The following is a 12378-nucleotide window of genomic DNA, read 5'->3' as shown; positions in this document are numbered from 1 at the left end:
AATCATCTAATCTAAGTGTTTTTCATTCAAATACGTGCTAAATACAATCTTGTATTCCTAACCAAATAAAAAGAGGCTCCTCTTGATCAAAATCAAGAGGAGCCTCTTATTTTATTATTTTGCATACTCCACTGCACGAGTTTCGCGAATAACGGTTACTTTAATATGACCTGGATAATCTAGTTCTTCTTCAATACGCTTACGAATATCACGTGCAAGACGATGAGATGCTAAATCGTCAATTTTTTCTGGTTGAACAATAATTCGGATTTCACGACCTGCTTGGATAGCATATGATTTTTCAACACCATCATAGCTTTCAGAAATCTCTTCTAATTTTTCTAGTCTGCGAATATAGTTTTCCAGTGTCTCACTACGAGCACCTGGACGCGCTGCTGATAATGCGTCTGCTGCAGCTACTAATACTGCAATAACAGATGTCGCTTCTGTATCACCATGGTGAGAAGCAATACTATTAATAACAACAGGATGTTCTTTATATTTCGTAGCTAATTCCACGCCGATTTCAACATGGCTTCCTTCAACTTCATGGTCGATTGCTTTACCTATATCATGCAATAGGCCTGCACGACGAGCTAACGCTACATCTTCACCAAGCTCAGCAGCTAGTAAACCTGCCAAATGTGCAACCTCCACTGAATGTTTTAGGACGTTTTGCCCGTAGCTTGTACGGTATTTCATGCGGCCCAAAATCTTCATTAAGTCTGGATGTAGATTGTGAATGCCGATTTCAAATGTCGTTTGTTCCCCTGTTTCACGAATTTGTTCATCCACCTCTCGACGAGATTTCTCAACCATTTCTTCGATGCGAGCAGGGTGAATACGACCATCCTGTACCAGCTTTTCAAGTGCAAGTCGAGCCGTTTCACGACGAATTGGATCAAACCCAGATAAAATTACTGCTTCTGGAGTATCATCAATAATTAAATCGATTCCTGTTAAAGTTTCGAGTGTACGGATATTACGACCCTCTCTACCAATAATACGACCTTTCATTTCATCATTTGGCAAGTTCACAACAGAGACTGTTGTTTCTGCAACGTGGTCTGCAGCAAAGCGTTGCAGTGCCAATGATAAAATTTCACGTGCCTTTTTATCAGATTCCTCTTTCACACGCATTTCAGATTCCTTCGTCATTACAGCAATATCAGTCGCTAGCTCTTTCTCTACTTCACTTAAGATAATAGTCTTAGCTTCATCTCTTGTTAATGCAGAAATGCGCTCTAGTTCTGTTTTTTGCGCTGCAACAAGCTCGTCCACTTTGCTTTCCATCTGTTCAATATGCTGTTGTCTTTCAGCTAGAGCTTGTTCCTTACGCTCTAAGCTGGCTTCTCTCTTATTCAGAGCATCATCCTTGCGATCAAGATTCTCTTCTCTTTGCAATAAACGGTTCTCTTGTTTTTGAAGTTCTAAACGACGGTCACGAATGTCATTTTCTGCTTCAGTACGAAATTTGTGAGTTTCATCTTTGGCTTCAAGTAGTGCTTCTTTCTTTAATGCCTCCGCCTCTCGTTTTCCTTCTTCAACGATTGTTTCAGCGACATGTTTAGCACCAGTGATTTTTGAGTCATTCACTTTTTTCATGTAGATATAGCTAACAGCGGCACCAACGATGAGTCCAAGCAAAGCGGAGATGATAGTAATTCCATCCATATGAACACCTCCTCTTGCTATTTGGGTAATACAGGTTCAGTCGGCGCATACAAAAAATGTACTGCCTATTTTAAAGTCATAATTCAGAAATTATACATATTTAATTGTATAGCTAGCCTCAGGCTCTGTCAAGGATAGACGGGCATCTGTTCGCCTATCTGCAACAAAAAAAGTAAGTCATATCCATTAGATGGATATATTAACTGTTACTTTTGAGCTAGATAAAATGCCTTCTTCGATGAATAATCTTTTTATTAGGATGATGGTTACAATACAATTATTACCACAATTACCGTCATCTTAATACAATTATTTTAACTTTCTTTGACAAATGAACATATCGTCTCTTTGTCAGCTGTCCAATCAAAAATTTTATACCCTATTGCACTCATAACTATATCTATAATTTACGTTAGCTATCTATCAATTCCAGTATCGCTACATTCTATTAAACTAACAAAAAAATCGTTCTTACTTCTTATGAGTAAGAACGATTTAGAGTGAAGCGAATTGCTATGTTGATTGATTTCCTTTGTAGGCGCACGCTTTCTGCACAGCACTTCTGTAAGCCTCAACCCTCACTAGCGTAGATTGTTCGTCTTACGTACTATGCGTTACAGCAGAAGTCGCCGACGTGTGCTCTAACCAACTTATTAAAATGTACTAGAATGAACTTCTTGATGCATTTTGTCGCATCTTAAGCATTCTCATTCCTTTAGAAGTGAGAACAATATTTATTTTTTTTCATCTTCAAGAAGAAGCATTAGCTCTTCATCCATTTCCTCGTCATCATGTGCAGCAATTGTATACTGTGTTGCGGCAATTCCGTAAGAAGAACGAATTTTATTTGCAATTTCTTCTAAAACAGCAGGATTTTCTTTTAAATATTGTTTTGCGTTTTCACGTCCTTGGCCTAGACGCTCATCGCCATAAGCGTACCAAGATCCACTTTTTTGAACGATGTCTAATTCTACACCTAAATCGACTGTTTCGCCCTCTTTTGAGATCCCTTCACCGTACATAATATCAACCTCAGCTGTACGGAATGGTGGTGCCACTTTGTTTTTTACAATTTTAATTTTCGTACGGTTACCCATAATATCATTACCTTGTTTGATTGCTTCTGCACGACGAACTTCTAAACGTACTGAGCTGTAGAACTTAAGCGCACGACCACCAGGTGTCGTTTCTGGATTACCGAACATAACACCAATTTTTTCACGAATTTGGTTAATGAAAATAGCGATAGTTTTTGATTTATTGATAGCGCCTGAAAGCTTACGTAATGCCTGAGACATTAAACGAGCTTGTAAACCAACGTGAGAGTCACCCATATCGCCTTCAATTTCAGCTTTCGGTACTAGCGCTGCAACAGAGTCAATAACGATAATATCAATAGCGCCACTACGCACTAACGCTTCTGCAATTTCAAGCGCTTGCTCACCAGTATCTGGTTGTGATAATAAAAGTTCATCGATATTTACGCCTAATTTTTGAGCGTAAATCGGATCTAACGCATGCTCAGCGTCAATAAATGCTGCTTGTCCACCCTTTGCTTGTACTTCCGCAATGGCATGTAGTGCAACTGTTGTTTTACCTGATGATTCTGGACCATATACTTCAATAATACGTCCACGTGGGTATCCACCTATACCTAAGGCGGCATCAAGTGCTAGTGAACCACTAGAAGATGTAGCAATTTCTAAATCTGTTTTTTCGCCTAGCTTCATGATAGAGCCTTTACCGAAATTCTTCTCAATTTGTTTTAACGCCTGTTCTAAGGCTGCTTTACGATCACTCATTATTTTTCCTCCTTCAAAACTGTTCACTGTTATTGTCTATCTCTACTATACTTGTTTTTTTGAGAACACGCAAGAAAAAAGCGAACATTTATTCGATTTTAATCCAAAATAAAAATTTGGATAAGTTTTTCCTATCCAAATTCCCATTTTCAACTATTAGCAATTACACTCCAGTCGTAATTGCGCCCAATTTTTTTCGAGCCTATGCATTGCTTCAGCTAGGGTTCTACCCTACTAAACCAATTAGCAAATTAAAATCGTTTCATATATCCTCGTTCTTCTAATTGTTGCATTAAATAATGAAATGTAAATTTAACCGCACGTAAACGATTTGTATTGCGCATACCTGATAAATGCAGTAAATATGTTATTGGCTCTTCGTCGCCTATAGCAATTCCAATCCATACCGTTCCAACTGGCTGATGGTCATGTGCAGTAGGACCAGCCGCTCCCGTTAACCCAATACCAATATTCGTACCAAATTTTTCACGCACTGCACTAGCCATTGCTGCAGCACATTCACTGCTGACGATACCATAAGTATCTAATAATTGTTGGTCAATACCTAGCTGCTTTACCTTGGCATCTTCTGTATAGGTCACTACGCCTCCTATAAGAATATTGCCTACGCCTGGAATCTCTGCTAGCTCTGATTGAAATAAACCTGCTGTTAAGCTTTCTGCTGCAGAAATCGTTAATTTATTATCTTGCAACATTTCTACCGTTTTCGAGGCAAGTGAATCATCATTTATGCCATATTGGAAGTCTCCTACAATAGCACGAATCTCCGCCACTTTGTCAGCAATAAGCTGTTGGGCTTCCTGCTCTGATTGCGCCTTTGCTGTTACACGTAAAGTTACTTCTCCATCAGCAGCTAGTGGTGCAACTGTCGGATTTGTTTGTGTATCTAAAATATCTTGTACACGCACTTCTAACTCAGCTTCTCCAATGCCATAAAAGCGCATTACATGAGACACTATGACTCCGCCATCATTTAGCATTGTACCAAGCTTTGGCTTCGCTTCAAATTGGAACATCGGCTCCAGTTCTTTTGGAGGTCCAGGAAGTAAAATATAGGTACGCTTATCCTTTGTCAAAATCATCCCTGGTGCCATACCATGATGATTAGCTAGCACCTCGCTACCTGCTAATACAAGCGCCTGCTTGCGGTTATTTTCCGTCATTGAGATGCCTCGTTTAGCAAAAAATTGCTCAATGTATGACAATGCAACTTGATCGATTACAAGATCTAGCCCAAGATGACGAGCAATTGTTTCCTTCGTTAAATCATCCTTTGTAGGGCCTAAACCACCTGAAAAAATGATAAGATCAGCGCGCGATTCCGCTATGCTTATTGCTTCCTCTAACCGTTTTGAATTATCGCCAACAACGGTATGATAAAACACATTAATTCCTAACTCAGAAAGCTGATTAGAAATAAACTTTGCATTTGTATTTGAAATCTGTCCAAGTAATAACTCTGAGCCAACTGCAAGGATTTCAGCATTCATGATTCACAAGACCTTTCTTATTTAGACTCAAGTAATACACGTCGATTTAGATAGAAATAATCCCATCCAGACCATAGTGTAAAGAACAATGCTATATATAGCATTATTGTATCAAATGGGATACCGAAAATCACAAAAATTGTATTGTGTAAAAGAGCAGCTGCAATAGCTACAATTTGTGCCCATGTTTTAATCTTACCAAGCTGATTCGCCGCTACGACTTCTCCACCACCTGCAAGAATTAAACGTAAACCAGTTACCGCAAATTCACGGCTAATAATAACAATAATCACCCAAGCCGGTGCCATACCAAGCTCTACCATTAAAATAAACGCTGCAGAGACAAGTAATTTATCCGCTAAAGGATCTAAAAATTTACCAAACGTCGTTACAAGATCATACTTTCTCGCATAGTAACCATCTACCCAATCCGTCGTTGATGCAATAATAAAAATAAGAGCTCCTACAAAATGATGGACTGGCATTTCTGCACTAAATAAGTTCATTGTTCCCCAGCCGAAATCAAACATCATAACAATTACAAAGAACGGAATAAGTAAGATACGTGAAATGGTAATTTTATTTGGAATGTTCATTTTTCTAACACCTTTCATGATGAAAGAAAGTAGTCATCATTAGGATGACTACTGTTCTTTATTGAAATTGACGACAATATTTTGCGTTACGATTTGCTGTGCGTACGTTAAAAGTTCGTCATTAATATAAACCTTAGCTTGAGTTGAATTGCCTAAACGAATACGAGCATAGTTTTGCGCTGTTGCATCAAACTCAACAACTTCACCTGCGTTATAAACACGCGTATCTGCTAGTAATTCTTGTTGCTGTTGGTCGCGAATACCAATAAATGTAGGACCTGATACTTCAATGCGTATTTTAAATGTTTCAGCACCTGTTAACGTGTAAGAAGTTGTAGCGCCATCTGCTTCGATTGTGCCTGCTGAAATCGCTTGCTTAACATCTTCTTCAGTTTTACTTTCATCTGGTGTTTCATCTTTTGTTTCATCTGTCGAATCTTTATCTTTATTAGCTTGAGCCTTTTTATCTTCTTCCGCTTTGTCTTTTTCACTATCAATTGGTTTTGGTTTTTTATCGTACTCCACCACTGGCGTCGTATCATCATATTCATTTGTTCCAGTTTTACTTTTTGATTGTAAAAGAACCCAAATTGCAACAATAATAACGATAATAAATAAAGCAACAATGACTTTTGGCATAGCCTCCATCATTTTATTTGAAGGGCTTTTTGAAACTTTTCTTCTAGTTGAAGTTTGAGTCATCGATTGGCTAACTTGGTCGTTCTTTGTGCCTGGCAATTCGTTTTTATACGTTTCTAAAATTTCCTCTGGATTTAACCCAACAGCCTCAGCATATTGTTTAATGAATGCTCGTACATAAAACGAACCTGGCATAATTGAATAATTGCCTTCTTCAATCCCTACTAAATAACGTTTTTGAATTTTCGTTATTTCTTGTAAATCGTCTAAGCTGTAGCCTTTAGACAGTCTCGCCTCTTTCAGTCGAGTACCTAATTCTGCCACTAATAACACCTACTTTAATATCAAATTAAAAATTAAATCCTCCAAATGAATCGGATTCGGACATCATATGATTTTTTTCCATTATTTCATAAGTAATTTCTTCATCAGGGTGATGACGTAGTTCAATGATATAATCAAAATCCTCAATCTTATATTCAGAATGCTGAACAAACATATCAGGATGCTCTACTACTTTAATAGAAGGCATATTCATCATTTCACGTACTAATTGCAAATGTCGCTCGTCCTCGGAACGCCTTGTAACAATACCGTCCAATATAAAAATATTATTGTCACTGAATTCATCGCCGGCGAGCTTATTACGAATAGTTTGCTTAATCATTGTAGACGATAAGAAAATCCATTTTTTATTGGCACAAACACTTGCCGCAACAATAGATTCTGTTTTACCAACCCGAGGCATCCCACGTATTCCAATGAGCTTATGACCTTCTTTTTTAAAGAGTTCTGCCATAAAGTCCACTAAAATACCTAGTTCATCTCGTACAAAGCGGAAGGTATTTTTTTCGTCTGCATCTCGTGGAATATAATGACCATGCCTGATAGCTAAACGATCACGGAGTTTAGGTTGTCGAAATTTAGTAACGTGGATATGTTCCATTGTCGAAACAATTGTACGAAAACGCTCAATTGCTTCATCATTGTCTGTATGCACTAACATACCACGTCGATCTTCATCGACACCATTAATTGATATAATATTGACTCGAAGCATCCCTAAAAGTGAAGCAATATCTCCTAATAATCCAGGGCGATTCACCTGAATTTCATATTCAAAGTACCAATCGCTCAAACACACTCGTTCCCTTCCTATTAGTTAACGTAAAAAATCTTTTATAAGTTCCATCATAGCTGATTTTTTATGTAATGGAAAGTTAGAATACATGGAATTATAGCGTTATTTTTAATTTCTTACTAATTTTTTTTGGTAGTATTGGAAATAGACTTACATACGTTCCCTTTTCCGCAATATTATCGATTTTTAATAGAAAAAAGAGGAGATTAGCTCTCCTCTTTTTTTATTGCACATGTTTATTTTGCACAAGTTTTACGACACAATTCGCCAATGCATGTTTTTCATCATCAGAGGCAACGCCCCATAAATCCGACAGCACTCGCTCTTGTTCATTTTTAGGATCGACATTAGTCGCTAAATACTCGCCAATTTGGACAGCAGCCTGTTGAATCATTTTCTTTGGCATACCGCTTGATTCAGCTTGCATTACGTTTTGTCCTAAAAAAGATGTCCATTTTTGCCAGTTTTCTAAAATGGTCATATGTTTCCTCCTCCTTTACACAAGTAGTATGTGCAAAAAGAAATATTATATGTACCAGCCACCATTTAATCGAATTATTTGTCCTGTCACATAGTCTGCTTTGCCGGATAAGTAGAAACGAACCATTTCCGCTACATCCGTTGTTTGACCGACCGCTCCTAAAGGAATATCGTCCAAAATATATTGCAATTCCTCTTCACTTAAATGGCTATTCATCGAAGTATTAATAAAGCCTGGCGCAATAGCATTCACACGAATGCGAGACAATGCAGCTTCTTTGGCGTAGGACTTCACAAAAGCATGCTGCGCGCCTTTCACCGTTGCATAAAGTGCCTCACCTGCGGAACCTGCCTCGCCCCAAATAGAGCCGATAAAAAGCACATAGCTCACATCATGGGTACGGAGTTTTGAGGATAATAAAGCCGTTAAATGCATTGGATTTTGCACATGAACACGCCATAATGCATCCATATCTTCTACCGTAGTGTCTTCCAGCAATGAATAATGCGCTTGACCATTAGCAAAAACAATAGCCTGTACACTAAATATTTGGGAAGCTAACGCTTGCGCAGCTGTTATTTTTGTAAAATCACCTTGTACAAGCATAAATTCCTGAGCAGGAAAACGACTTACAAGCGTTTCGCATAATGTTTGAGCCATTTGCTCATTGTTTGAATAATGCACATAGAGAGACCAGCCGTCCTCTGCCAAACTGTGGCAAATAGCACGACCGATCTCACCTGATGCACCTAATATAAGGGCAAACTTTTTCACTAGGCGCCCTTCTCTGTTGGTAAAACTTTAAATACAGTTTGTTGAGACTCTCCTTGAATAGAAGCAAACGCTTGCGTTAAATCTTCAATTGTTAATTCTTCTAAGACAGGCACTACATCAAACAAATTCATATCATTAAACGAGTAACGCGTAAATTGGTTTGCAATAAATTCAATTGAATTTAATGCACGTAAGAAAAAGCCTATTTTTTTACGCTTAATACGCTCTAAATCTTCACTTGCAAATTGCGCGTTTTTTTCGTATTTTTCCAATTCGGCTTTAATCGCTTTTTCTAATGCATCAGGTTCTGTTGAATCCGAACCAATTAACGCAAAGCCAAAACCATTTTCTAAAGTAAAGTCAAATGCGTACGATTCATCAATCAAACCTTCATCATACACACGTTCATAAAAATTAGAAGTTCGACCAAAAATAAGTTCTAAGGCAATTTGTACTGATAGCTCATGTTTTAACATTTCCCGACCAGACAAATTCGTTTCTCGAGCTTTTAAACCAATATAGACCTTAGGCTTTTGAACATCCATGTGTAATGTACGGTCTTTTATGGCAACATCTGTTGGCTCTTCATCAAAGAAGCGTTGTATTGGTGTAGGCTCTGGAAACTCTTTTTTTCCTTGGTTTTCGCGAATGAACGCCATCATTTCTTCTGGCTCGACAGCACCTATAGCAAATAACAACATATTTGACGGATGATAAAACGTATTGTAGCACGTATATAAATGGTCAGCCGTAATGCCGTCAATTGATTCGATTGTTCCCGCAATATCAATTTTCACAGGGTGATTATGATACATATTTTCAATCGTACCAAAGTATAGACGCCAATCTGGTTGGTCATCATACATTGTAATTTCCTGGCCAATAATGCCCTTTTCCTTGTTAACAGTAGCTTCTGTAAAGTAAGGTTCTTGGACAAAATTTAATAATGTTTCTGTGCTTTTATATATATTATCTGTTGATGAAAATAAATATGCAGTTCGAGTGAAGGAAGTAAATGCATTGGCTGAAGCACCATATTCACTAAATTTCTGGAATACATCTCCATCTTCTTTTTCAAACATTTTATGCTCTAAAAAGTGTGCGATTCCATCTGGCACTGTAATACTTTCCGATTCACCAAGCGGTACAAATGTACGATCTACTGAGCCGTACTTCGTTGTGAACGTGACAAAAGTTTTTGAAAAGCCTTTTTTCGGCAAGATATATACATCTAAGCCGTTTTCTAATTTTTCATAGTAAAGTGTTTCATCTAATTGTTTGAATTCAATTGTTTTCATTGTGCAGCTTGCTCCTTTCCTGATAAGAAATAGACCGCTTCTAACTGCACTTGCTTCGCCATTTCAATTACATCTTCTTTCGTTACAGCTCGCCATTTATTTGCCCATGCTTCTACAGAGAACTCCTCAGGCAAATCTTTATATTGGTCAAAAATTTCGATTTGACCACGCGCTGAATCAAGGGATTCTTTTAACTGATTTGTTAACATCGCCTTTGTTTGTTCTAATTCTAAATCAGTGATTTCTCCTGCTTGCATAACCGCAAGTTGCTCTTTAATGAGATTGAGAGCCTTTTCTTCATTTTTCGCCTCAATACCTGACACAACGAATAATAAGCCATAGTGTGATGCATAGGAGCTAGAAGCATAGTAAGCCAGGCTTTCTTTTTCTCGCACATTCATAAATAACTTGGCATGTGGATAACCACCAAAAATACCGTTAAAAATCTGCATTTTTGCAAAATCAGCATCACCAAATCGAACAGGAGTACTAAAACCTATATGCAGCTTACCTTGCTTCATTTCTTGCTGTTCACGGACATAATCATTTTGTGGGTGTTTTTGTGGCGATACAGTTGGAATTTCCTCAGGAATACGGTCCTTAAATGGTAAAGCCTCTTTTAATTTTGCAACAAGCTCATCTTCATTAATATCACCTGCAACATAAATATCAATTTTGTCCGTCGTTAGCATTGATTCGTACGCTGCCAACAGAGATGACGGTGTGATATTTTTAATGTCTTCTACTGTACCATTTGCCGAAATAGAGGCAGGTTCATTTGGACGTAATATTTCTTGCAGACGCATTTGTGCAAAACGAGATTTATCGTCAAAAATGGATTCAATACGTTGGATGACCATTTTCTTTTCACGTTCTACAATTGATTCTTTAAATACACCATTTTCTAAATTCGGCTCAAAAATTGCCGCATGCATTACACCTAACACTTCATTTAAGACACTTGTATTAGCCAAATATTGATCGTTTACGGTTTCCATATTCATCAATACCGTATGTTCGTTACCACGCTTCGATGTATCAAAATACAATACTGTCCCGTATAGGTCATCTAAAAAACTACGAAATGCGGCAGTTGTTGTATATTTTGCATTGCTGTGTTGCAATACATTTGTTAACACCGTACGTTCAGACGCACATTTGGCCGTTAATGCTCTTCTCCATTTAATCGAGAAATTTACTGTTTTAAATTGGGTCGTTTGTCGGATATGCAAATTGACACCTTTTGCAAAAGGTATTGTTTTAAACATATGAAACCCTCCTATCTTTCTTAATATAACAATGTACTACAAATACTATACATGTCTATTGTCTATAATTGCAAAAAGAATCCAAAGTATGTATACGGAAAGTGAAAATAAGCTTGTAAATTATTATTTGTATAAGGCAAAAGACTGGGCTTGATTGCCCAGTCTTTTGTTTACTCGCTTCATTTCTTTCGACTCGGTCTAGTAGTTCAACGAATAAACATGCTGTCTTAGACTTATCGTTTGCCTTTAATATATGGTTGACCACTTGCTTTTGGTGCATTTGCTTTACCAATAAATCCTGCTAACGCAAAAATCGTTAACACGTAAGGTAAGATTTGTAAATACACTGCTGGGATTTCTTGCACATATGGAATTTGGTTCCCTGCAATACTTAATGTTTGCGCTAAACCAAAGAACAATGCTGCTCCAAGTGCACCGATTGGATGCCATTTCCCAAAGATCATTGCTGCAAGTGACATGAAACCTTGACCAGCAATCGTTGCGTGTGAAAAGTCATGTGTAATTGTTTGCGCATAAACCGCACCACCAAGACCACCAAGTGCTCCTGAAATAACTACGGCAATATAACGCATTTTATTAACTTTTACACCCATTGTATCTGCAGCCATTGGATGTTCCCCTACTGCACGTAAGCGTAATCCAAATGGTGTTTTATAAATAATAAACCAAGCACCTATTGCCACTGCAAAGGCTAAAATCGATGTGCTATATACATCATGGAATAATAAACGTCCAAAGAACGGAATATCCTGTAAGTATGGAATAGCAAAACGACGAATTGGTTGGTCAATCATATCTGTTTGACCTTTATCATAAATCAATTTTACTAAGAATACAGTGACCGCTAAACCAAGTAGGTTAATAGCTACCCCTGATACCGTTTGATCGGCACGGAATGTGATAGATGCTACCGCGTGTAGTAAGGAGAAAATCCCCCCTATAATAACAGCTGCAAGCATTGCCACCCAGACTGTTGCGGATCCCAATTGTGTTGCAAACTCTAAATTGACAAAAATACCAACAAATGCGCCGACAATCATTAAACCTTCTAGCCCGATGTTAACAACACCTGAACGCTCAGAGAATACACCACCGATTGCAGTGAAAATTAATGGTGTCGCATATAGGATTGCAGAAGGGATGATGAAATATAACATTTCTAAAAAGGTCATG

Annotated in this window: 11 protein-coding genes; all 11 read right to left on the bottom strand. The window is 37.9% G+C overall.

Annotated elements, in window-relative coordinates; all coding sequences use genetic code 11:
- Positions 1-114 precede the first annotated feature (114 nt).
- Positions 115-1674 carry a ribonuclease Y gene (gene rny, locus ACIQXW_RS01280; protein ID WP_340825755.1) on the bottom strand — a complete coding sequence of 520 codons (1560 nt, stop codon included), beginning with the start codon at positions 1672-1674 and terminating at the stop codon, positions 115-117.
- Positions 1675-2408: 734 nt separating this feature from the next.
- Positions 2409-3476: a recombinase RecA gene (gene recA, locus ACIQXW_RS01275; RefSeq protein WP_340825757.1), complete on the bottom strand. Its 1068-nt coding sequence runs from the start codon at positions 3474-3476 to the stop codon at positions 2409-2411.
- 251 nt (positions 3477-3727) lie between these two features.
- On the bottom strand, positions 3728-4987 hold the full coding sequence (locus ACIQXW_RS01270) for a competence/damage-inducible protein A (protein ID WP_340825758.1): 1260 nt from the start codon (positions 4985-4987) through the stop codon (positions 3728-3730).
- 17 nt (positions 4988-5004) lie between these two features.
- Positions 5005-5583 carry a CDP-diacylglycerol--glycerol-3-phosphate 3-phosphatidyltransferase gene (pgsA, locus tag ACIQXW_RS01265; protein ID WP_401020308.1) on the bottom strand — a complete coding sequence of 193 codons (579 nt, stop codon included), beginning with the start codon at positions 5581-5583 and terminating at the stop codon, positions 5005-5007.
- Between the two features lie 48 nt (positions 5584-5631).
- Positions 5632-6555, bottom strand: a complete 924-nt coding sequence (locus ACIQXW_RS01260; RefSeq protein WP_340825761.1) for a helix-turn-helix domain-containing protein — start codon at positions 6553-6555, stop codon at positions 5632-5634.
- A gap of 16 nt (positions 6556-6571) precedes the next feature.
- Positions 6572-7360 carry a DUF3388 domain-containing protein gene (locus tag ACIQXW_RS01255; RefSeq protein ID WP_173477694.1) on the bottom strand — a complete coding sequence of 263 codons (789 nt, stop codon included), beginning with the start codon at positions 7358-7360 and terminating at the stop codon, positions 6572-6574.
- A gap of 226 nt (positions 7361-7586) precedes the next feature.
- On the bottom strand, positions 7587-7844 hold the full coding sequence (locus ACIQXW_RS01250; RefSeq protein ID WP_173477695.1) for a DUF3243 domain-containing protein: 258 nt from the start codon (positions 7842-7844) through the stop codon (positions 7587-7589).
- A 45-nt stretch (positions 7845-7889) separates the two neighbouring features.
- Positions 7890-8618, bottom strand: a complete 729-nt coding sequence (gene ymfI, locus ACIQXW_RS01245; RefSeq protein ID WP_401020312.1) for an elongation factor P 5-aminopentanone reductase — start codon at positions 8616-8618, stop codon at positions 7890-7892.
- Complete coding sequence (gene yfmH, locus ACIQXW_RS01240) at positions 8618-9916, bottom strand: EF-P 5-aminopentanol modification-associated protein YfmH (protein WP_340825764.1); 1299 nt, start codon at positions 9914-9916, stop codon at positions 8618-8620. The genes ymfI and yfmH overlap by 1 nt, the downstream gene beginning before the upstream one ends.
- Positions 9913-11184 (bottom strand): EF-P 5-aminopentanol modification-associated protein YfmF, encoded by a 1272-nt coding sequence (gene yfmF, locus ACIQXW_RS01235; protein ID WP_340825765.1) that lies wholly within the window; start codon positions 11182-11184, stop codon positions 9913-9915. Before yfmF ends, yfmH begins: the two co-directional genes overlap by 4 nt.
- A gap of 233 nt (positions 11185-11417) precedes the next feature.
- Positions 11418-12377 carry an ABC transporter permease gene (locus ACIQXW_RS01230; RefSeq protein ID WP_340825767.1) on the bottom strand — a complete coding sequence of 320 codons (960 nt, stop codon included), beginning with the start codon at positions 12375-12377 and terminating at the stop codon, positions 11418-11420.
- Position 12378: the final 1 nt, after the last annotated feature.

This window comes from Lysinibacillus sp. NPDC097162, from assembly GCF_044762185.1.
Taxonomy (GTDB): domain Bacteria; phylum Bacillota; class Bacilli; order Bacillales_A; family Planococcaceae; genus Lysinibacillus.
The sequence above is the reverse complement of the archived record's forward strand: the minus strand, read 5'-3'. Positions and strand labels throughout refer to the sequence as shown.

Coding starts and splice junctions, on each gene's coding strand:
- rny (WP_340825755.1), bottom strand. CDS start 1,674: ATGGATGGAATTACTATCATCTCCGCTTTGCTTGGACTCATCGTTGGT.
- recA (WP_340825757.1), bottom strand. CDS start 3,476: ATGAGTGATCGTAAAGCAGCCTTAGAACAGGCGTTAAAACAAATTGAG.
- ACIQXW_RS01270 (WP_340825758.1), bottom strand. CDS start 4,987: ATGAATGCTGAAATCCTTGCAGTTGGCTCAGAGTTATTACTTGGACAG.
- pgsA (WP_401020308.1), bottom strand. CDS start 5,583: ATGAACATTCCAAATAAAATTACCATTTCACGTATCTTACTTATTCCG.
- ACIQXW_RS01250 (WP_173477695.1), bottom strand. CDS start 7,844: ATGACCATTTTAGAAAACTGGCAAAAATGGACATCTTTTTTAGGACAA.
- yfmH (WP_340825764.1), bottom strand. CDS start 9,916: ATGAAAACAATTGAATTCAAACAATTAGATGAAACACTTTACTATGAA.
- yfmF (WP_340825765.1), bottom strand. CDS start 11,184: ATGTTTAAAACAATACCTTTTGCAAAAGGTGTCAATTTGCATATCCGA.
- ACIQXW_RS01230 (WP_340825767.1), bottom strand. CDS start 12,377: ATGACCTTTTTAGAAATGTTATATTTCATCATCCCTTCTGCAATCCTA.